Source organism: Halalkalicoccus sp. NIPERK01 (genome assembly GCF_030287405.1).
In the GTDB taxonomy this organism is placed as follows: domain Archaea; phylum Halobacteriota; class Halobacteria; order Halobacteriales; family Halalkalicoccaceae; genus Halalkalicoccus.
In genome coordinates, this window is record NZ_JASVVV010000001.1 from 545,763 (window position 1) to 566,107 (window position 20,345).

Here is a 20,345-nt window from a genome sequence, read left to right on the forward strand (position 1 = left end):
TATAAATGGTGCGACACACTCACCCAAGGGCACCCATCGAGTAGTAAAACCGCTGGAGTGCGGTGAGGTGACCGACGACGGCGAACAGCACGAGCAGCCAGCCCACGAGCGTGAACCAGACGACCGTCACCGGGACCAGCCCGGTGAGCACCGCGACGACCCCGACGAGGACGAGTCGATCGGCCCGCCCGAGCAACCCCCCGTAGACGCGATCCAGCCCCACGGCCTGCGCCTGCGTTCCGAGGTACGAGGTCATCAACACGCCGGTGACGGCGACGAAGCCCAGCGCGTACTCCCCGATCCCCGCCGCGAGTCCGGCGATGATCAGGATGTCCGCGTAGCGATCGAGGACGTGGTCGAGCAGGTCGCCTGCGGTCGAGGCGACGTTCTGTCGGCGCGCGAGCGCCCCGTCCAGTAAGTCGAGCGCCCCGTTCAGCAGAACGAGCAGCGCTCCGACGAGATACCACCCCGGGTTCGCGCCGGCGACGTAGAAGGCGCCGGCGGCGACGCCCGCGAGCGCGAACGCGAGGACGCTCACGCCGTTGGGGGTCAACCCCACCCTGTCGGCGCCCTCCACGAACGGTTCGAGCGCGCGATCCGCGAGCGGGCGGTACTTGTCGAGGGTCACGAGAACGTCACCTCCCCGGCGTTCGGGTCGCGCTCGCCCGCGAGGACGCGCTCGATCTCGTGGGCAACCTCGGCGGGCGTGCGTCCGGTCGTGTTGATCTCGTAGACGTTCTCCAGCCCGTGTTCGGCGACCGCCTCCGAGAGGATCAGGTCGAGTTCCTCGCTCTCTCGGTTCTCGCGAGCGTAGCGAGCGAGGGCTTGGGGCGACTTCGTTGACCCCGTGTTCTCCTTCGCTTTCGCCTCGCTCTCCCCGCGCTCGCGGAGTCGCCGCTCGAGTTCGGCGGGGTCACACCGGAGGACGATCACCTTCTCGGCGGGGAGGTGGTGTGCGAGGTGTGACTCGACGATCCCTCCTCGATCCCCGACGAACTCCCGAAGGGCATCGAGGTCGACCACGAGGCTGTCGCGGGCCTCGTCGCGCTCGGTGTACAGGCCCTCGCGTTCGACGACCTCGTTCAGGTGGAGGACGTCGTGATCCGCGAGGCGTTCGGTCGCGCTCGTCTTGCCCGTTCCGGGGGTGCCGGTGACGACGACCCTCATGTCGCCTCCCGGAGGACCTCGTTGCACTCGGTGATCGCCCGGCGGGTCTCCTCCTCGGTCCCGCAGGTGATCCGGATACACTCGGGGAGCCCGAAGCTCGTACAGTCCCGGACGATGACTCCCCGCTCTTGGAGTTCGTCTGCGACCCCGCTCGCGTCGCCAACCTCCACGAGGACGAAGTTGCCCGCGCTCTCCCACGTGCGGGCGTCGAGACGTTCGTACATCCGCTCGCGTGCGGCGTGTGCGACCTCGATCGAGCGCTCGACGTGCTCGGCGTCGTCGAGCGCCGCGAGGCCGGCCCGGCAGGCGATCTCGCTGGCGGCGAAGGGGGTGTTCACCCGCGCGTAGGCGTCGGCCCACGACCCGGGTACCAGCGCGTAGCCCAGTCGGAGGCCCGCCAGCCCGTAGGCCTTCGAGAACGTCCTGAGGACCGCGACGTCGTCGCGCGTCTCGACCAGCGAGACGGCGCTGGGGCGGTCGGAGAACTCCCCGTAGGCCTCGTCGACCACGATCAGCGTCCCGTCGTCGGTTCGCTCGGCCAGTTCCTCGACCTCCGAGAGTGGGACCTCCGAGCCGGTGGGGTTGTGCGGGCTGGTGAGGTAGACGATCCGCTCGCCGTCGTAGTCGGCGAGGATCTTTTCCGCACGCTGCTCGAACTCCTCGGCCTTCGAGACCGGATAGGTGGTCACCTCGCCGTGGTGGTACCGGGCGCTCATCCCGTAGTAGGCGAAGCCCGGTTCCGGAACCAGAACGCCGTCGCCCGGTTCGAGGGTGGCTCTCGAAAGGTAATCGAGCGCGCCGTCCCCGCCCGCCGCGAGCCAGACCTGGTTCGCGGAGAGGTCCCACCGCTCGGCGAGTTCGGCGGTGAGGTCCGCGTGGGAGGCCTTCGGGTAGGTGTGGACCCGATCGGCGTGTGCGCGGATGGCCTCGACGGCCGCCGGGGACGGCCCTAAGGGGTTCTCGTTGGAGGCGAGTTTCACGAGCGAGTCGGGATCGAGCCCCAACTCGCGGGCGACCTCCTCTACCCCCCGCCCGGCCTCGTAGGCGGTGTGCGAGGAGAGATCCCGTGGGTGCATGGTCGCCCAAAATCGGGCGGCGATATTAAGCGTGGTTACACGCGTCCGTCCCGTCGAAGCGAGGACGACGGAGCGGGCGTTCGGAACGCTACGGCTGGCGCACGTCGTGTTCGAGCGTCCCGATCCCCTCGATCTCGACTTCCACCCGCTCGCCGTCCGAAAGCGGGCCGACGCCCTCGGGGGTGCCCGTCGCGATCACGTCGCCGGGCTCTAAGGTCATGTAGCGGGTGATCTCGGCGATCAGTTCGGGGATCGAGAAGATGAGGTGATCGAGGGTCGAGTCCTGTCGAATCTCGCCGTCGACTCGCAACTGGATCCGCGCGTCGTCCGGGACCTCGTCGGGCGTCGCGAGCACGGGCCCCATCGGTGCGGCGTTGTCGAAGGCCTTTCCGCGGACCCAGTTCTGCTCTCTGTCCTGATCGTCCCGATTCGAGAGGTCGTCGAAGCAGGTGTAGCCCGCGACGACGTCCTCGGCGTCGGCTTCGCTCACGTTTCGACACTGCTCGCCGATGACGGCCGCGAGTTCTGCCTCGTGTTCGATATACCGATCCTCGGGCAGGGTCACGGTGTCGCCGTGGCCCGCGAGCGCGTTCGGCGGCTTGAGAAACAGGAGGGGGCGATCGGGGACGTCCTCGTCGCGCTCCTCGGCGTGGGCGGCGTAGTTCCGGCCGATGCAGACGATCTTCGTGGGCTCACACGGCGGGAGGACGTCGACCTCCTTCGAATCGTACGTCTCGCCGGCGAAGCTGATCTCCCCCTCGCTCCACTCGCCCCGTCGGACGGACCCTGCGGGATCGCGGAATCGAACGCGGTGCATGGGTCGACCTCTGAACGCGGGACCAAAAGGTTTCGTTCGGCGGCAGGTTCGTCTCGGACCGCGGAGCATGCGGCACCTTTTATGGGCGAGTCGACCGATGATCGACCCGTATGGAACTCACCTGGCACGGCCACTCGACGTGGCACGTTTCTGTAGGGGATACCGACCTCCTGATCGACCCGTTCTTCGACAACCCGAAGACCGATCTGGAACCCACTGATATCGAGACGCCCGACTACGTCCTGCTCACGCACGGCCACGCCGACCACATCGGCCACGCCGGCGAGTTCTCGGAGGCGACGCTCGTGGCGAACCCCGAACTCGTCGCCTACGCCAAAGACGAGTTCGGCTTCGAGGACGCCGTCGGCGGCATGGGGATGAACCTCGGGGGCACCGTCGAGTGCGGCGACGCCTACGTGACGATGCACCGCGCGGACCACACCAACGGCATCGACACCGACTACGAGTACTCGGCGGGGATGCCCGCGGGCTACGTGATCAGCGATACGAAGCCCACGCAGGTCGCAGACGAGGAGAGCCTGAGCTTCTATCACGCCGGCGACACCGGCCTGATGACCGAGATGCGCGAGGTCATCGGCCCGTATCTCGAACCCGACGCCGCCGCGCTCCCCGCGGGCGATCACTTCACGATGGGGCCGTGGCAGGCCGCGGTCGCCGTCGACTGGCTTGACGTGGACTACGCCTTCCCGATGCACTACGACACCTTCCCGCCGATCGAGATCGACACCGACGACTTCGTCCGTGAGGTCGAGGCGACCGGAAGCGACGCCGAGGTCCACGTCCTCGAGGGCGACGAGACGTTCGACCTGGGCGCGTGAGGCTCGCAGGACGCGAGGGCCACCGCTTTCGCCATTCTTTAGGAGCGCCCGCGAGAAGGCCGAGTGCCATGACGGACATCGAGACCACCAGCGTCAGCGAACAGGGCTTCGTGACCAACAGCCAGGTCGGCGACTTCTCGCTCACCATCGACGCGACCGACGAGGAGGGACCGAACCCCAACGACGTGCTCGTCGCCGATTACGCGTCGTGTTTCCTGCCCGCGTTCCGCGTCGGCGGCCAGCAGCGCGACCACGACGACCTCGGAAAGCTCCAGATCGACGCCGAGGCCGACCTCGACGACGGGGACGACATCAGCGCGATCCGCTTCGACATCTACGTCGAGGAGGACCTCTCGGACGACGAGGCCGAGGAGATCACCGAGCGCGCGGAGGGGATCTGTCACGTCCACGCGGCGCTGCGCGAGGAACTCGAAGCCGACATCAACGTCGAAACCGACGCGTTCTGAATCGGTCGACCGGGGTCAGCCCACGACATCGGGGTCGATTTTCCGAGAAAAACACTTACACTACAGCCGGGCGTCTACCGGAACGCAATGACAAAAGAGGTAGTCAGCACCAGCGAGGAGGGGTTCCAGTCGACCAACTCGGTCCGTGACTTCGAACTCACGATCGACGCCGAGGGCGAGGAGACGCCCGACACGGTCGAGACGCTGCTCGCGGACTACGCCGCGTGTTACGTCCCGGCGCTGCGCGTCGGCGGCCAGCAGCGCGGCGTCGACGACCTCGGGAGGATCGAGAACACGGTCACCGGCGAGGTGAACGACGACGGGAAGCTCACGTCCATCGAGTTCGACATCGCGGTCGAGGCCGACGTCGACGACGAGACCGGCCAGCAGGTCGTCGACCGGGCGAACGAACTCTGTAAGGTCCACGACGCGCTGAAGGAGTCGCTCCACGCCGACACCACCATCGAGGGCGACGCGGCCTAACGCTCCCCGGTCTTTTTTCGAAAAACGGCGTTCGATCAGCGGGGCGTCTCGATCGCGCCGAGCTGCTCAAGCAGCCCGAGCATGTCGAAGGTCGCCCACGTCTCGGCCACTTTTCCGTCCGCGAGGCGATGCATGACGTTCCCGGTCAGTTCGACGCGCTTGCCGGTGGGTTCGATCCCCATGAACTCGCCCTCGTGGGTGCCGGTCTCGGTCGCGCGGAACGCGACCAGATCGCCCTCCGCGACCATCGCGTCGATCGTCATCTCGACGTCCGGAAAGGCCGTCCGCCACATCTCGACGGTCTCCTTGAACCCCTCGGGGCCGCGTTTCTCCTCGGGGAGACTGGGGTCGTGTCGCACGTACTCCGCGGCGAAGAGTTCGTCGACCACGTCGTAGTCACCCCCGTTGACGACCTCCCGAATGAAGCGCCGAACGAGTCCTTTGTTCTGTTCTTCCACGTTGAGTTGCTGTGTCATTGTGACCACTCCTTGGGTGACTTTACCTAGCACTTATGAGACGATAACGCTGTCGTGGCCCGCGGGTGGGAAACCCTGATACTCCCGCTCTCCGAAGCGTCCGTCATGAGCGAACAGCCGTGGATGGACCGAATCGTCGGCGACCGGATGGCGGTCGACCGCGAGTTCACCGAGCGGGTCAACCAATCCCGGTTTTCGAGCCAGCAGTGGGGGCTGATCATGACCGCCGCGGAGTTCGAGATCCGCGACCCCGAGGACCCCGAGCGCGCGGAGTTGATCGCCGATACGGAGAAACTCCCCCAGATCATGCCGGAATTGGAGAAAATCGACGCGCAGGTGGGGGCGGCGAGCGGGATGGGCGGTGGTGGTTCCGTCGACTCCTCGGGTGGGCTGTTCGATTCGATCAGGGGCGCGCTCGGCCTCGGCGGGAGCGCCGGAGGCGACGACGAGGAGCGACGGGCGGCGGAGGCGCTCGTCTCGGAGTACGCCGACCGGCTACAGGGACGCCTCGAAGAACAGGGAAAGTGGGAGTCGACCTGTCGGGCCGTGGCCGATCAGAACTCGTCGCCCGCGTGATGGAGGCTCATCTCGCCGGCCTCGTAGATGTTGATGAGTTCGTTGACGAGTTCGTCGTAGGACTCGTCCTCCTCGCGGAGGGCGTTCAGACGCTCGATCGTCTCCTCGCTGAGGTCGACTTCCGTCATGTGCCCCCCTTCGCCGCCCGCCGTTGTAAGTGTTGGCCGTCCGCGTTCGGACCGACGAACCAGTAGGCATTTGACCGCCCGCCCGCGAAGGACAGCCAGTTTGGACAATGGGCGAGGACCGGAATCGGGCCAGTTTCGTCGAGTACGGTATCGAGGACAGACCGCCGCTGTTCGAGTCGGTCCTGTTGGGACTCCAGCACTATCTGACGATGGTCGGGGCGAACATCGCCGTCCCCCTGATCCTCGCGGGCGCGATGGGGATGCCCGCCGACGTCACCGCCCGGTTCGTCGGGACGTTCTTCGTCGTCAGCGGGGTGGCGACGCTCGCCCAGACCACCCTCGGGAACCGCTATCCCATCGTGCAGGGCGCGCCCTTCTCGATGCTCGCGCCCGCGCTGGCGATCATCGCCGTCGTCGGGACGATTCCGGGAGAGCCGGGGTGGCAGACCGACCTCGTCTACCTCCAGGGGGCGATTATCGTCGCCGCGTTCGTCCAGATTTTTATCGGGTATTTCGGACTGATCGGTCGCCTCCGGCGCTTTCTCTCCCCCGTCGTGATCGCCCCCACCATCGCGCTGATCGGGCTGGCGCTGTTCGACGCCCCACAGATCACCGCCGCGAACCAGGACTGGCTCCTCTTGGGCCTCACTGTGGGATTGATCGTCCTCTTCTCGCAGTACCTCAAAACGCGAAGCCGTGCCTTTCAGCTGTTCCCGGTCATCCTCGGGATCGCCATCGCGTGGGTGCTCGCCGCCGTCCTCTCGGTCGCGGGGTTCTACACCCCCGACTCGCCGGGCTACGTCGCGCTCGGGCAGGTCGCCGCCGCGCCCGCGTTGATGCCGATCTACCCCTTCCAGTGGGGCCTCCCCCGCTTCGAACTCGCGCTCGCGATCGGCATGGTCGCGGGCGTGCTCGCCTCGATCGTCGAGAGCTTCGGGGACTACCAGGCGGTCGCGCGACTGACCGGCGCGGGCGCGCCCAGCGAGAAGCGCATCAACCACGGGATCGGCATGGAGGGGCTGATGAACGTCTTCTCGGGGGTCATGGGAACCGGCGGATCGACCTCCTACTCGGAGAACATCGGCGCGATCGGCCTCACCGGGGTCGCCTCCCGCTACGTCGTGCAGGTCGGTGCGGCGATCATGCTCGTGGTCGGGTTCGTGGGGTATTTCGGCCAACTCGTCGCGACCATTCCGGACCCCATCGTCGGCGGCCTGTTCGTCGCGATGTTCGGCCAGATCGTCGCCGTCGGCATCAGCACGCTGAAACACGTCGACCTCGACTCTCAGAGAAACGTCTTCGTCGTCGGTTTCGCGCTGTTCGTCGGCCTCGCGATCCCCCAGTACATGGCCAACTTCGAGAGCGCCGCGGCCTTCCGCGAACTCGCCGCCGGCGTCTCACCCCTGCTCGGTTCGCCGCTCGTGGCCGACACCGTCTTCGTCATCGGCGGCACCGGGATGGCCGTCGGCGGACTGGTCGCGCTCGTCCTCGACAACACCATCCCGGGCACCCGGCGCGAGCGCGGCCTCGAACAGTGGGACGAGCGCACCGAGGACGACTCGGAGTTCCACAGCGCCTGGGAGCGTTTTCGAGAGACGGCGGACTGAGCACCGACTCCGATCGACCGTCCGTACTCGGTGCGCGGGCCTTCCGGCTACGCCTCGCGCCACTTGATCGAACAGCCACGCGAGGGGCGTTCCTCGACGGCGACCTCCCCGCCCGCGAGGGCCGACTCGATGGCCTCGCGCATGTCGTGTTCGGTCGGTTCGGCGTCGGGGTCGTGGGCGTCGTCGATCCGGCCGTGGTAGACGAGGCGAAACTCCCCTCCCTCCTCTCGAAAGAGGAACGGATCCGGCGTACAGACCGCGCCGTAGGCGCGCGCGACCTCCTGGGACTCGTCGCGCAGGTAGGCGTCGTACTCGACGGTGCCGTCGGCGACGAGTTCCTCCATTCGCTCGAAGGAGTCCTCGGGATATTCTTCGGAGTCGTTGGCGTTGATCCCGACGACCGCCACCTCGTCGTAGTCGGCCGCGATGTCGTTCAGCGGCTCGATCTTCGCCCTCGCGTAGGGACAGTGGTTGCAGGTGAAGACCACGAGGAGGAGTTCGTGATCCGCGAAATCGGTCGGGGAGTGCGTCTCGCCGTCGGTTCCGAGGAGGTCGAACTCGGGGGCCGGGTCGCCGCGTTCGAGGTCGCTGTCGGACGCTTGGAGTGCCATACCGACACTGGGGCCGACGACGGCAAAAGCGTTGACCCGCGATCACTCGACGGCCGTGAGGTAGACCGCGAGGGCAGCAAAGCCGATCCCGGCGGCCTTCCGCGCCGTGAGCGGTTCGTCGAGCGCGACGAACCCCACCAGCGAACTCGTGACGATGAACATCCCGAAGACCGGGACGACGACGCTGACCGGCCCCATCGCGAGCGCGCGGTAGTACGCGAGGATACCCACCGCGAGACAGATCCCGGCGGCGTACATGTAGGGCGCGTCGGGGTGGGTGAGGTACTCCGCGACGGGTTCCCGGGAGAAGACGACGACGGCGGCGGCACCGATCACGAGCATGGTGTTCGAGACGATGACGGCGACGTCGCTGGGCACGTCGGTCGTGGCGACGCTCATCAGCGGGGCGACGAAGGTGTACGCGAGCAGCGCCAGAAGCGCCCACAGCAGGTAGTTCATACCGAAATTTCCCCCGCGGATCCGGTATGCGTTGCGATCCCGGCAGGGTGAATATTCGGCCGGAAGCAAGCCTTATCCTCCCGGAGTCGGCTCTCCCTGTATGGAGCCGAAACGCGAACTGCTCGACGCCCTCTGTGCGAACGCCCGCACCGAGACGGCGGACCTCGCGCGCCAGACCGGCCTCTCCGAGAGCGAGGTCGAGGCGACCATCGCCGACCTCGAAGACGAGGGAACGATCCGGGGCTATCAGGCGATCGTCGACTGGGAGGCGGTCGACGAGGACCACGCCCGCGCCGCGGTCGAACTCAACGTCACGCTCGACCGCGAGACGGGCTACGCGGAGGTCTCCGAGCGCCTCGCGAAGTTCCCCGAGGTCTCCTCGCTGCACCTCGTCAGCGGGAACTACGACTTCCTGATGATCGTTGAGGCGGGTTCAGTGAGAAAGATCTCCCGGTTCGTCAGCGAGAAGGTCGCGCCCGTCCCCGAGGTGACCCAGACGGTGACCCACTTCGTGATGGAGACGTACAAGGAGGGCGGCATCGAGATGGACGGCGACGACGACGACCGCCTGTCGGTCTCGCCATGACGCGGTCGGTCCGCCCGGCGGGTCGTCGGAGGTGGCTCGCGTGAGGACCTCCGAACGCGTCGGGCGGGTTCCGCCCTCGGGGATCAGGAAGTTCTTCGAACTCGCCGAGGAGCGCGAGGACGTCATCTCGCTCGGCGTCGGCGAACCCGACTTCTCGGCGCCGTGGGCCGCCCGCGACGCCGCCATCGGTTCGCTGGAACGGGGTTTGACCTCCTACACCGCGAATCGAGGGATGCGCGAACTCCGCGAGGAGATCGCCCGCCATTGTGCGGAGCACTACGACCTGCGCTACGATCCGGGGGAGGAGATCATCGTCACCACGGGCGTCAGCGAGGGCGTCGACGTCGCACTCAGAGCGCTGGTCGACCCCGGCGACCGGGTCGCGATGGTCGATCCCTCCTACGTCTCCTACCGACCGGGCGTGTTGCTCGCCGGGGGCGAACCGCTGCCCGTGCGCACCCGCGAGGACGAGGAGTTTCGACTGACCTACGGGGCGCTTGAGCGAGCGGGCGCGAGCGAGGCCGACCTCCTCGTCCTGTGTTACCCGAACAACCCGACGGGTGCGGTCATGCGCGAGGAGCACCTCGAACCCGTCGCCGAGTTCTGCGGCGAGCACGACCTCCGGGTCCTCTCGGACGAGATCTACGCCGACCTCACCTACGAGGGCGGGCACACCTCGATCGCCACCCTCGACGGCATGCGCGAGCGCACGATCGTGTTCAACGGCTTCTCCAAGGCGTACGCGATGACCGGCCTTCGCCTCGGGTACGCCCTCGGCCCCGTCGAGGGGATCGGCGCGATGAACCGCATCCACCAGTACTCGATGCTCTCGGCGCCGACGACCGCCCAGCACGCCGCCCTCGAAGCGCTCAGGACGTGCGACGACGAGGTCGAGGAGATGGTGCGGGCGTTCAACCGTCGACGGCGGTTCGTCCTCTCTCGCTTCGAGGAGATGGGGCTGGACTGTTTCGAGGCCAAGGGCGCTTTTTACGTCTTCCCCGAGGTCCCGGGCGACGACGAGGCGTTCGCCGAGGGATTACTGGAATCGGAGGGCGTCGCCGTCGTCCCCGGCTCCGTCTTCGGCGAGGCCGGCGAGGGCCACCTCCGGGTGTCGTACGCGAGCGGCCTCCCCCGACTGAAGGAGGCGATGGACCGGATCGAGCGGTTCGTCGGTACGCGACCTCGTTGATTCCCCTCGAAGCGAGACACTTCATCTATTCGAGGTTTCAGTACAATTAACTATGAACGATGTGAATCGGAACCAGCTATGGGAGCCGACGGCGATTTCGACTGGCGTATCACGCGACGAGGAGTCATCCGGACCGCCGCGGCCGCCGGGTTGGCCGGCACCGCTGGCCTCGCGGGCGCGGATCAAACGACGACACGGCCCGTCTCGGACGGCCCCGAGTCGCCGACGCTGTCGATCGCCGACCGACTCGCGGACCGTCGGTACGTCGTAAGCGGAACCCGGGCGTACGTCGCCGGGACCCAAACTGGCCGGTTTCCGGCGATGGGCTGGCACGTCCCCGGCGAGATGGAGGGGATCTGGAGCCCGCCGATCAAACTGCTCGACGGTATCTGGTTCGATATCGACGGCGAGACGGTCGGTCCGGCGACGCGGTTCTCCCGCGGGTACGGCTTCGCCGAGATGGAACTCCCGAGGACAGGTGGCGTGGCCCTCCGACGCACCGAGGTCGTCCCGGATGACGGCCGGGCGGTGCTGATCGGGCTTCGCCTTGATGCGGGTGAGGACGAGGAGACGGTGACGCTCGGCGTCGAGGCGGCCTCGGAGCTGATGGACGCGTACCCGTGGGGCGACACCGATCCCTCCCAGGAGGCGTTCAACCTCGAAGACGAGGGCGAGTTCGACGGCGAGCGGCTGGTCTTCCGTTCGGAGGGCACGCCTCCGGTCAAGAACGCCGCCCACCGTGACTGGGCGGCCGCAGTCGGCGCAACGCTCGCCCCCACCGATGGCGAGGTCGGCGATGGCGGCGAGTTCCGCGGGCCGCAGGACGACTGGGCGGTCTACGATCCCGAGGGCGGGGGCGCGGAGTCCGACGACGCGGGTTTCGAGCGCCACGACGACTCGACGTTCGGCCGAGGTGCGGGGGGACGCCTGGAGTACGAGGTCTGCATCCCAGCAAGCGAGACACGAACGGTCTGGTTCGCGGTCGGTGGCTCCGAATCGGGTCCCGACGCGGCCATCGAGGAGTGCGAGGCGGCGCTCTCGGACCCGGAGGGGGCGCTCTCCGAAAAGGTCGAGGAGCGTCTCGAACGCCGCGAACGGACCCGCCTCGACCTGCCCGGAAACCGCCGTCTCGAGGAGGCGATCGACTGGACCAAGCAGAACCTCTCGGATCTCGTTCAGGAGTCGCGTGACCTACAAGTTCGCGTGACCAACGCAGGCGAGAACTACCCCGAACCCGCGGGAACGATCGACCGGGCGCGGTTCGTCGGCGCGGGCTATCCCGACTTCCCGTGGCTGTTCGCCGTCGACGGCGAGTACACGGCGTTCGCCAGCGTCGCGCTCGGGCAGTTCGAGCCGATCAAGGAGCATATGCGCGCGCTGCGCGACGTCAGCGAGGTCGCGAACGAAGGATCGGGAAAGGTCGTCCACGAGGTGATCACTGACGGATCGGTGTTCTACGGCGCGAACGACGATCCGGGCAACACCGACGAGACGGCGAAGTTCCCCAGCGCGGTCGCGCTGATCTGGCGCTGGAGCGGCGACGACGAGTTCCGAGACGAGATGTACGACTTCACGAAGCGCAGCGCCGAGTACCTCCTCTCCGAGTTCGGCGCGGCCGACGGTTGGCCGATCGGGGAGGGTAACGTCGAGCGCCCCGGTATGGGCGAGCGCGTCCTCGACAACGCCGTCTACACGATCCGCGGGCTGTACGACCTCGCCGATATGGCCGCCAGCAAGGGTGACGACGAAACCGTCGCATGGGCCACCGAGCGCGCGGACGAACTGCTCGCGGAGTTCGAGGAGGCGTGGTGGGTGCCCGAGGTGCCGGGGTACGCCGACTCGCTCGACGACGCGGACACGCCGCTGTATCACCGCCACTGGATCGGGCTGACGCCGCTGGAGATCGAACTGCCCCGCGACCGAGGGGCGCGGACGCTCGGCCTCGCCGGGGCAGACGACGGCAACGACGCGCTTGCGCTCCGCGAAACCGAGTGTTATGGGGGAGTCGGCGCGCCAGAGGGCGGACTCGACGGCGAGTGGAACCCCGGGCTGTATCATACCGGCGCGCCGGGCTGCGATCGGAACGAGTACGAGCACGCAGAGGACCATGCCGAGCGCAATATCTACACGCTCAACAGCGCGATCATGGCGGTCGCGGCGGGCAACTACGGCCGACTCGCTGCCGACCAGCAGGGTCGGTTCGTCGACGCCAACGCCTCGTTGCAACTGCCCGATCCCGACGAGATGCCCGGCGCGATGCCGGAGGTCGTCCCCTCGCCCAAGTACGGGCGCTCGATCGACAAGCCGTTCACCGACCGGTTGATGGCGCTACAGGCGTGGGGCTCCTACGGGACGGTCTGGCCGGTGGTTGGCCAGCGACTCGGCGTCAGGCCCGACGTGGGCCGCGGTCGACTGGAGGTCACCCCGCAGATACCCGCAGGGGAGTCGCGGATCGGCGCGGAGAACGTCCGCGTGGGCGACGGCGCGGTCGATATCGAGGCGCGAGCCGGGGGTCGCGAGTACACGACGACCGTCTGCGCCGACGCGTCGCTCGATCGGCTCGTCGTCGGGCATACCGTTCCGGGTGATGCCGAGGTCGTCGGCGTCACCCTCGACGGAGAGGACGCCGACTGCGAGGTGCGCGAGACTAACCGTGGACGTGAGGTCGTCGTCGAGACCGATCCCGACGGCGAGCGGACGCTGGTCGTCGAAACGCAGCAATAGGGCGGCTCACTCCGATTCGAGGCGATCGAGGAACTCCTCGGCGAACCAGGTGACGCCCTCCCAGTCGGTGTACTCGTGGTCCCGCGAGGTGTCGGTCGCGCCGCCGGCTCGTTTCGCGATCAGCCTCATGACGAGGCGTTTTATCGGCCCGTACTGGCTGTAGGCGAGCCTGCCGGGGACGATGGCCTTCACCGCCGGTTGCCAGTCGACGTCCTCCAGGAACCCGTCGAGGAGGGCACGGGCCTGCTCGCGTCCCGATTCCTCGCCCGCCGCCGAGAGGCTCACCGAGAAGAACGCCGAGGGCATCACGTCGAGTGCCGCGCGGTTCTCGACGACGAACTCGCGTATGTAGCGCTGGTGTCGGCCCCCGTGGACGGACGCGCCGACGACCGCGCCGTCGTACTCCGCGATCGAGAACCCCTCCGGGACCCTGTCGCCACGAACCAGCGTCACGTCGTGGCCGCGCTCGCGAACCACGTCCGCGACGTGGCCGGCGACCCGTTCGGTCTGGCCCTCGCCGGTGCCGTAAACGACGAGAACGAACGCCACTCACACACCCTCGCGTGGTCGGATAGGGTTCGACACGATGCCACCGGCTTCGGACGTCGGTTGCGCCATGGCCCGCGGTACGTGACGTCCCAGCATATGTCCGTCCTCCGCGCCGGGCCCGATCAGACGACGTTTCGTTCGACCTCGCTTCCCTCGCCGAACCGCTCGCTTCCCAGCGACGCAACGTCCACGAGCGACGCCTCGCCGTCGGCGGCGAGTTCGGCGACCACTCGCCCCGTGGCCGGCGCGTGCATGAACCCGTGGCCCGAGAAGCCGACGGCGTTGATCAAACCTGGAATGATCTCCTCGATTATCGGGTGGTTATCGGGCGTCACGGCGTACAGTCCGGCCCGTCCCCGACGGATCCGCGAGTCGGGACCGAAGTACGTCGTCCACCCGGCGGCGCGGGAGAGGGCCCCCGCCGCCCACCCCACCCCATCCCGATCCCGTCTCGATACCGGTCGGGGTCGGCGGGGGCGCGAGTGAGTAACCATTTGGCGTCGGCCGCAGAAGAGTTCGAACCATGGTCCGGATCCTCTCCGACGGCGACGTCGTGGCGCTGCTCGACCTCGCGGACCTCCTCGGGGTGGTCGAGGAGGCCTTCGTCAAACAGGGCCGCGGCGAGGTCGAACGCCCGGAACGCCCGCACTTTCCGGTCGGTACCGGGTTGGAATCGGACGAACCGCTCGGGACCGGGCTGACGATGCCCGCCTACGTCCACGGGGCGGAGTGCTACGCGACGAAACTCGCGAGCGTCCACCCGGGGAACCCCGATCGGGGACTCCCGACGGTCAACGCCCAGATCGCCGTCACCGACGCCCGGACGGGGAGGGCGAGGGCGTACGTGGACGGCACCCGGATAACGGGCGCACGGACCGGCTGTATCGCCGGGCTGGCCGCCCGCGACCTCGCCGAGGACCCGCTCACGGTGGGCGTGATCGGCGCGGGCACGCAGGCGCGCTGGGGGGCCCGTGCGATCGCCGCCGGAAGCGCCCTCGAAGGGGTTCGGGTCCACTCGCCGAGCAGTTCGAGAGAACGGTGTGCGGCGGACCTCACGGAGCGAGGGATCCCGGCCGAAGCGGTCGACACCCCCGCCGAGGCCGTCGCCGGCGCCGACGTGGTCCTGACGGCGACCACGAGCGAGGAACCGGTGTTTCCGGGAGGCGCGCTCGAACCCGACGCGGTGGTGGTCGCCGTCGGGGCCTACGGCGCCGAGATGCGCGAACTGGATGGCGAAACGATCCGACGGGCGGCGGCGGTGCTGGCGGACGTCCCCGAGGAAGCGATTCGTACGGGCGACCTGCGCGACAGTGGGCTCTCGCTCGACGACCTCGTTCCCTTCGCCGACGTGTTCGAGGGTGAGTTCTCCCGGCCCGGTGGGATCATCGTCCTCAGTAGCGTCGGTTCGGCGGTGCTCGACGCCGCGACCGCCGAATTCCTCGTCGAACGGGCGGAACGGGACGGAATCGGGGTGACCGTCGATATCGAATGAAGCGTGCGTATCCGGTACCCTCGGAGCTTCGTAGCTGCTGAGAACGGATATGAAACGGGCACGGTACGCCGAAAAATCGAACGATCGGACGACTCTTTCAGGCGGGTCGCTCGGTGGGTTCGGTTTCCGCGTCCTTCGTCGACGGTTCGCCCTTGTAGGTGTTGATGCCGAACAGTCGGTTCATCGGGCACTTCTGGGTGAGGCCGGTCACCGTCAGGATCGCCCCGACGACGAGGCTTATCGCGATCAGGACGGGTGCGAGGGCGATCGTCCCGAGGGCTGCCGCGATTCCGACGAGCACGAGCACCGGCCCGACGATCAATCGCGCCCCTCGGTCCCAGCTACCGACGTTTTTCTCTTCCGGGTAGAATTTCATTGCTAATTCACTGCATGAAGATTGGTCGTCTGAGAAGATAAATCCCCTTTTGTATTAACAACCATATATATTTGTTGACGTTACAAGCTCGTTTCAGTTCTTCTCATCCGGAACGGAGTACGGTCGCCACGAATCGGAGAGAGGAAGGGCCCCGGTCAGTCCGTTCGGGAGCGATAGCCGAGAACCCTGAGAGGAACGCCAGCTCGAGAGCGGTGGGCGATCGTGACCGGTGAAGCCGGCTCGAGCGAGCCGGCGCGAACGCGTAGGCTTATGCGCGGATCGGTGCATGGTAGGGGTAGGCATGAAGAAGCTGATCAACGAACCCGACGCGGTCGTCGACGAGATGCTCGACGGGATGGTCGCGGCCCACCCGGAGTACGTCCGCCGCTTGGAGGAAACGAACGTCCTCGTCCGGGCCGACGCGCCGGTCGAGGGGAAGGTGGGACTCGTCTCGGGCGGCGGGAGCGGCCACGAGCCGACCCACGCGGGGTATCTCGGCGAGGGGATGCTCGACGGCGCGGCCGCGGGCGAGGTGTTCACCTCCCCGACCGCCGACCAACTGGGGGAGATGATCGGGGCCTGCGACGGCGGCTCGGGCGTCCTCTGTATCGTCAAGAACTACGAGGGCGACGTGATGAACTTCGAGACGGCGATCGAACTCGCCGGGATGGAGGGCGATACGGACGTCGAGTACGTCATCGTCGACGACGACGTGGCCGTCGAGGACTCGCTCTATACGTCGGGCCGCCGGGGCGTCTGCGGGACGATCCTCGTCCACAAGATCGCGGGGGCCGCGGCCGCGCGCGGCGACGACCTCGCGGAGGTCAAACGCCTCGCCGAGACGGTCATCGAGCGGGTGGGGACGATGGGGATGGCGCTGACCTCCTGTACGACGCCCGAGAAGGGCGAGCCGACGTTCGACCTCCCGGAGGACGAGATCGAACTCGGGATCGGCATCCACGGCGAGCCGGGCGTCGAGCGAGCGGAGGTCATGACGGCCGACGCGGTCACCGAGCACCTCACGGAGCGGGTACTCGACGACCTCGACCTCGCGGAGGGCGCGCGGGTCGCAACGATCGTCAACGGGATGGGGGGGACCCCGCTGATGGAGCTGTACGTCGTGAACCGTCGGCTCCAAGAGCTGCTCGGCGAGCGCGGGTTCGAGACCCGCGAGAGCTGGGTCGGCGACTACATGACCTCGCTCGACATGGCGGGCTGTTCGGTGACGGTGCTGGAACTCGACGACGAACTCGAGGAGCTGCTCGGCGCGCCCGCTGACACCCCGGCGCTGACGGTCCGGGAGGACTGATCCGTGGACGAGGACACCCAGCGCGAGGCGCTCGTGGCGGCGCTCGACGCGGTCGCCGATCGGATCGACCGCGAGAGGGACCATCTGACCGAACTCGACTCGGCGATCGGGGACGCCGACCACGGCGCGAACCTCCATCGCGGATTTCAGGCCGCACTCGAGAAGAGCGATCCCGGGAGCGAGTCCGACGAGTTCGTCAAGGGGGTCGGAATGGCGCTGCTCTCGAAGGTGGGCGGCGCTTCGGGGCCGCTCTACGGCGGGTCGCTCGCGGTCGCCAGCGGCGAGTTCGAAGGGGGGATCACGACGGCGTCGTCGGTGGCGTTCGCGGAGGCCTACCTCGAGAAGGTGAAGGACCGCGGCGGGGCGAGCGTCGGCGACGCGACGATGGTCGACGCGATCACGCCCGCGGTCCACACGTACAAGCGGGCGATCGAGGTGGACGACCTCGACCCGCTGACGGCGCTCTCGAAGGCGGTCGACGCCGCCGAGCGCGGGGTTCGCTTTACGACGCCCATTCGCGCCAACAAGGGCCGGGCCTCGTATCTGGGCTGGCGGTCGGTCGGGCATCCCGATCCGGGCGCGACGAGCACGCTCTACATCGTGGAGGAGATCTACGACGTGGCCGCGGAGTACCTCGACGGCGCCCCGGAGGGGATCGACGCGGGGGCAGAGGCGGAAACCGAGACGGAGGACGAGGAATGATCGGCCTCGTCGTCGTCTCACACAGCGCGCGCCTCGCCGAGGGCGTCGTCGACGTCGCGGGCGAGATGGCCGGCGACGCCACCGTCGTCGCCGCGGGCGGCACCGAGGACGGCCGACTGGGAACGAGCGTCGACCTGATCGCGGCGGCCATCGAGGAGGCGAGCGAGGGAACCGAGGGCGTCGTCGTCCTCGCCGACCTCGGGAGCGCGGTGATGAACGCCGAGATGGCGATCGAGCTCGCTGAAGTCGAGGCGGCCTTCGCGGACGCCCCGCTGGTCGAGGGGGCGGTCAACGCCGCCGTGAGCGCGACGGGTCCGAAGGCGACGCTCGATTCGATCAGGGAGTCCGCAGAGGAGGCCCGCGGGCTGTCGAAGACATGAGGGGGTGCCTTTCAGTTTTCAGTCGAGTTCGCGCGCGAGGACGCCACGCAACTCCGTGATCTCCTCGGCGGAGTAGGTGAGTGTGCCGCCATCGGTCCCGATCGTGAGCGACCGCTCGGGGATCGACTCGCCGATCTCGGCGACCGGCGCGACCCCGTCGAAGCGCTCGCGGACGCCCTCGGGGTCGGCCGTCTCGATCACCACACGGCCCGCGCGCTCGTTGAACAGTCGACCGAGCGCCGGCCCGCCCGAGAGGTCGACCCGCGTGCCCGCCGTACCGACCATCTCCGCCAGCGTCACGGCGAGCCCGCCGTGGCTCGCGTCGTGGACCGCGAGCGTCCCCTCGCCGTCGGCGACCACCGCGAGTGCCGCGACGAACTCGCTCGCGTTCTCGGCGGGAGCAGGGAATCGATCCGAGCCGCCGAAGCGCGCGAGCAGTTCGGAGCCCCCGAGTTCGGGGTCCGCTTCACCTGTGAGGACGGGATCGCCCACGACCAGCAGGGCACCCTCGCCCGAGAACCCCGTTGGCGGGGCGTCGTAGCCCTCGCGACTGGCGACCATCGCCAGCGTCGGCGTCGGAGGGATCGGCCCCGTCGCAGAATCGTTGTACAGCGAGACGTTCCCGCCGACGACCGGGACCGACAGCGCCGAACAGGCGTCGGCGAGCCCCGAGACGACGGCTCGAAACCCGCCGTAGACCTCGGGCTTCTCGGGATTGCCGCCGTTGAGACAGTCCACGGCGGCCAGCGGAGTCGCGCCCTTCGCCGCGAGGTTCGTCGCGTTCTCGACGGCGACCGCCCGCGCGCCCTCGTAGGGGTCGGCCGCCGTCCAGTTGGGCTCGGCGCCCGCAGAGATCGCGAGACCGGTCCCCGACTCGCGGTTCTCACCGCTCGATCCGTCGGCGGAGCCCGCCTCCCTGATGGCCAGCACGGCGGCGTCGTCGCCCGGCCCCGTCGCCGTCCGCAGGCCGACCTCGTGATCGTACTGGCGGTACACCCACTCCTTGCTCGCGGTGTTCGGACTTCCCACCACCCCCTCGAACGCCCCTTCCAGCGCGACCTCGGGCAGGTCGCGCTCGGGTTGGGAGGGTTCGACGTGCCCGAGGTCGTTCATCGGCGCGCCGTCGGCGAGAAAGTCGGGCGGGACGTCGACGACCGTCTCGCGGCCTCGCGGCTCGTCGCCGCCGTCTCGCGGCTCCGCCGCTCGACCGTCCGTGGGGCCATGCTCCACGCTACTCGGCGCCTCCGAGGCCCGCTGGGCCTCGCTTTCGTCGAACTCGCAGACGTAGTTGCCCTCCGTGACCTCGCCGATGACCGAACAGCCCAGATCGAACCGCTCGGCGACCGCCTCGACGCGCTTGACGTTTTCCGGTCGCACCTCGTAGCACATGCGTTCCTGGGACTCGGCGAGCAGGATTTCTAGTGGAGCCATGTTCGGTTCGCGCTGGTGGACGCGGTTCAGATCGATCTCGGCGCCGAAGCCGCCCTTCGCGACGAGTTCGCTCGACGCGCCGCCGAGTCCCGCCGCACCCAGATCGCGGGCGGACTCGATCAGCCCCTCCCCGACCAGCACCTCGTTGGCCTCGATCAGCAGCTTCTCGGCGTAGGGATCGCCGACCTGCACAGCGGGGCGGTCCTCCGTCTCCGCGTCCTCCGCGAGGTCCTCGCTCGCGAAGCTCGCGCCGCCCAGCCCGTCCCGGCCGGTAGCGTTGCCGACGAGCACGAGTTTGTTGCCCGCCTGCTGGGCTTTCGCCGTGACGAGGCGCTCCTCGGAGAGCAGACCCACGCAGGCGACGTTCACCAGCGGGTTGCCCTCGTAGCCGGGGTGAAAGGCGAGGTTCCCTCCGACCGTGGGAACGCCGATCGCGTTGCCGTAGTCGGCGATTCCTTCGACGACTCCTTCTAGAAGGTATCGCGTGTGCTCGCGGTCGAACCCCCCGAAGTACAGCGAGTCGGTGAGCGCGATGGGGTACGCCCCCATCGAGAGGGTGTCTCGCACTATCCCCCCGATCCCCGTCGCCGCCCCGTCGTAGGGGTCGACGTAGGAGGGGTGGTTGTGGCTCTCGATTCCGAGGGTGATGTACGTCTCGCTGTTCCTGCCGTCGGGGTCGGGAAGCGCGACGACCGCGGCGTCGTCGCCCGGCCCGACGACCACCTGTGCGCCCTCGCTGTCGAACGCGCCCAGGAGCGGGCGCGAGGAACGATACGCGCAGTGCTCGCTCCAGAGGTTCTCGAACAGCGCGGCCTCCGCTCGCGTGGGTTCGCGCCCGAGTTCGGCGGTGATGATCTCGCGGTCCGAGTCGGACAGACTCATTCACTCTCGTGTTCAGTCG

24 protein-coding genes are annotated in these 20,345 nt (G+C 68.2%); 12 read left to right on the top strand and 12 right to left on the bottom strand.

Annotation, left to right across the window (positions count from 1 at the left end):
- Positions 1-19: 19 nt before the first annotated feature.
- From QRT08_RS02815 to QRT08_RS02830, 4 genes are all read right to left on the bottom strand, one after another.
- A complete protein-coding gene (locus tag QRT08_RS02815; RefSeq protein ID WP_286044278.1) occupies positions 20-628 on the bottom strand; it encodes a CDP-alcohol phosphatidyltransferase family protein in 609 nt (202 codons plus the stop codon).
- A complete protein-coding gene (locus tag QRT08_RS02820; protein WP_286044279.1) occupies positions 625-1,167 on the bottom strand; it encodes an adenylate kinase family protein in 543 nt (180 codons plus the stop codon). Before QRT08_RS02820 ends, QRT08_RS02815 begins: the two co-directional genes overlap by 4 nt.
- Positions 1,164-2,243 carry a histidinol-phosphate transaminase gene (gene hisC / locus QRT08_RS02825; protein WP_286044281.1) on the bottom strand — a complete coding sequence of 360 codons (1,080 nt, stop codon included), beginning with the start codon at positions 2,241-2,243 and terminating at the stop codon, positions 1,164-1,166. Before hisC ends, QRT08_RS02820 begins: the two co-directional genes overlap by 4 nt.
- A gap of 88 nt (positions 2,244-2,331) precedes the next feature.
- Positions 2,332-3,060, bottom strand: coding sequence for a fumarylacetoacetate hydrolase family protein (locus QRT08_RS02830; protein ID WP_286044282.1), 729 nt, complete (start codon positions 3,058-3,060; stop codon positions 2,332-2,334).
- Between the two features lie 110 nt (positions 3,061-3,170).
- Between QRT08_RS02830 and QRT08_RS02835 the strand changes: the two genes are divergently transcribed.
- The 3 genes from QRT08_RS02835 (at position 3,171) to QRT08_RS02845 (ending at position 4,849) form a co-directional block, all read left to right on the top strand.
- On the top strand, positions 3,171-3,899 hold the full coding sequence (locus tag QRT08_RS02835; RefSeq protein WP_286044284.1) for a metal-dependent hydrolase: 729 nt from the start codon (positions 3,171-3,173) through the stop codon (positions 3,897-3,899).
- 68 nt (positions 3,900-3,967) lie between these two features.
- Positions 3,968-4,366, top strand: a complete 399-nt coding sequence (locus QRT08_RS02840; RefSeq protein ID WP_286044285.1) for an OsmC family protein — start codon at positions 3,968-3,970, stop codon at positions 4,364-4,366.
- 87 nt (positions 4,367-4,453) lie between these two features.
- Positions 4,454-4,849: an OsmC family protein gene (locus QRT08_RS02845; RefSeq protein ID WP_286044288.1), complete on the top strand. Its 396-nt coding sequence runs from the start codon at positions 4,454-4,456 to the stop codon at positions 4,847-4,849.
- A 35-nt stretch (positions 4,850-4,884) separates the two neighbouring features.
- On the opposite strand, the gene QRT08_RS02850 is transcribed toward QRT08_RS02845, so the two are convergent.
- The gene (locus QRT08_RS02850; RefSeq protein WP_286044290.1) at positions 4,885-5,325 is read right to left on the bottom strand and encodes an ester cyclase; all 441 of its coding nucleotides are present in this window, start codon (positions 5,323-5,325) and stop codon (positions 4,885-4,887) included.
- Between the two features lie 105 nt (positions 5,326-5,430).
- Between QRT08_RS02850 and QRT08_RS02855 the strand changes: the two genes are divergently transcribed.
- Positions 5,431-5,901, top strand: a complete 471-nt coding sequence (locus QRT08_RS02855) for a DUF5799 family protein (protein ID WP_286044291.1) — start codon at positions 5,431-5,433, stop codon at positions 5,899-5,901.
- On the opposite strand, the gene QRT08_RS02860 is transcribed toward QRT08_RS02855, so the two are convergent.
- Positions 5,880-6,029, bottom strand: coding sequence for a DUF7557 family protein (locus QRT08_RS02860; RefSeq protein WP_286044293.1), 150 nt, complete (start codon positions 6,027-6,029; stop codon positions 5,880-5,882). The genes QRT08_RS02855 and QRT08_RS02860 overlap by 22 nt on opposite strands.
- A 107-nt stretch (positions 6,030-6,136) precedes the next feature.
- Between QRT08_RS02860 and QRT08_RS02865 the strand changes: the two genes are divergently transcribed.
- Complete coding sequence (locus tag QRT08_RS02865) at positions 6,137-7,636, top strand: uracil-xanthine permease family protein (protein ID WP_286044295.1); 1,500 nt, start codon at positions 6,137-6,139, stop codon at positions 7,634-7,636.
- A gap of 47 nt (positions 7,637-7,683) precedes the next feature.
- Here the strand turns inward: QRT08_RS02865 and QRT08_RS02870 are convergent, their stop codons facing one another.
- Together QRT08_RS02870 and QRT08_RS02875 are read right to left on the bottom strand one after the other, a co-directional pair.
- Complete coding sequence (locus QRT08_RS02870; protein ID WP_286044297.1) at positions 7,684-8,247, bottom strand: thioredoxin family protein; 564 nt, start codon at positions 8,245-8,247, stop codon at positions 7,684-7,686.
- A 42-nt stretch (positions 8,248-8,289) separates the two neighbouring features.
- Positions 8,290-8,706: an EamA family transporter gene (locus QRT08_RS02875; protein ID WP_286044298.1), complete on the bottom strand. Its 417-nt coding sequence runs from the start codon at positions 8,704-8,706 to the stop codon at positions 8,290-8,292.
- 100 nt (positions 8,707-8,806) lie between these two features.
- On the opposite strand from QRT08_RS02875, the gene QRT08_RS02880 reads away from it, so the two are divergent.
- The 3 genes from QRT08_RS02880 (at position 8,807) to QRT08_RS02890 (ending at position 13,205) form a co-directional block, all read left to right on the top strand.
- A complete protein-coding gene (locus QRT08_RS02880; RefSeq protein WP_286044300.1) occupies positions 8,807-9,292 on the top strand; it encodes an Lrp/AsnC family transcriptional regulator in 486 nt (161 codons plus the stop codon).
- 40 nt (positions 9,293-9,332) lie between these two features.
- Positions 9,333-10,481 (top strand): pyridoxal phosphate-dependent aminotransferase, encoded by a 1,149-nt coding sequence (locus tag QRT08_RS02885; protein ID WP_286044302.1) that lies wholly within the window; start codon positions 9,333-9,335, stop codon positions 10,479-10,481.
- Between the two features lie 78 nt (positions 10,482-10,559).
- Positions 10,560-13,205, top strand: a complete 2,646-nt coding sequence (locus QRT08_RS02890; RefSeq protein ID WP_286044304.1) for a glucosidase family protein — start codon at positions 10,560-10,562, stop codon at positions 13,203-13,205.
- 6 nt (positions 13,206-13,211) lie between these two features.
- Here QRT08_RS02890 and QRT08_RS02895 read toward each other — a convergent pair whose 3' ends face one another.
- Positions 13,212-13,754 carry a flavodoxin domain-containing protein gene (locus QRT08_RS02895; protein WP_286044306.1) on the bottom strand — a complete coding sequence of 181 codons (543 nt, stop codon included), beginning with the start codon at positions 13,752-13,754 and terminating at the stop codon, positions 13,212-13,214.
- A 122-nt stretch (positions 13,755-13,876) separates the two neighbouring features.
- Positions 13,877-14,248 (bottom strand): FAD-dependent oxidoreductase, encoded by a 372-nt coding sequence (locus tag QRT08_RS02900; RefSeq protein ID WP_286044307.1) that lies wholly within the window; start codon positions 14,246-14,248, stop codon positions 13,877-13,879.
- Between the two features lie 29 nt (positions 14,249-14,277).
- On the opposite strand from QRT08_RS02900, the gene QRT08_RS02905 reads away from it, so the two are divergent.
- On the top strand, positions 14,278-15,246 hold the full coding sequence (locus tag QRT08_RS02905) for an ornithine cyclodeaminase family protein (RefSeq protein WP_286044309.1): 969 nt from the start codon (positions 14,278-14,280) through the stop codon (positions 15,244-15,246).
- A 97-nt stretch (positions 15,247-15,343) separates the two neighbouring features.
- Here QRT08_RS02905 and QRT08_RS02910 read toward each other — a convergent pair whose 3' ends face one another.
- Positions 15,344-15,622: a YgaP family membrane protein gene (locus tag QRT08_RS02910; protein ID WP_286044311.1), complete on the bottom strand. Its 279-nt coding sequence runs from the start codon at positions 15,620-15,622 to the stop codon at positions 15,344-15,346.
- A 301-nt stretch (positions 15,623-15,923) separates the two neighbouring features.
- Here QRT08_RS02910 and dhaK point away from each other — a divergent pair, with 301 nt between their 5' ends.
- Genes dhaK through dhaM form a run of 3 tightly spaced genes read left to right on the top strand, consistent with a single transcriptional unit; the run spans position 15,924 to position 18,013 of the window.
- Complete coding sequence (gene dhaK / locus QRT08_RS02915; RefSeq protein ID WP_286044312.1) at positions 15,924-16,931, top strand: dihydroxyacetone kinase subunit DhaK; 1,008 nt, start codon at positions 15,924-15,926, stop codon at positions 16,929-16,931.
- Positions 16,932-16,934: 3 nt separating this feature from the next.
- Positions 16,935-17,633, top strand: coding sequence for a dihydroxyacetone kinase subunit DhaL (dhaL, locus tag QRT08_RS02920; protein ID WP_286044314.1), 699 nt, complete (start codon positions 16,935-16,937; stop codon positions 17,631-17,633).
- Entirely contained in the window at positions 17,630-18,013 is a 384-nt protein-coding gene (gene dhaM / locus QRT08_RS02925; protein ID WP_286044316.1) for a dihydroxyacetone kinase phosphoryl donor subunit DhaM, read from the top strand. Before dhaL ends, dhaM begins: the two co-directional genes overlap by 4 nt.
- Before the next feature lie 18 nt (positions 18,014-18,031).
- On the opposite strand, the gene purL is transcribed toward dhaM, so the two are convergent.
- Positions 18,032-20,326: a phosphoribosylformylglycinamidine synthase subunit PurL gene (gene purL / locus QRT08_RS02930; protein WP_286044318.1), complete on the bottom strand. Its 2,295-nt coding sequence runs from the start codon at positions 20,324-20,326 to the stop codon at positions 18,032-18,034.
- Positions 20,327-20,345: the final 19 nt, after the last annotated feature.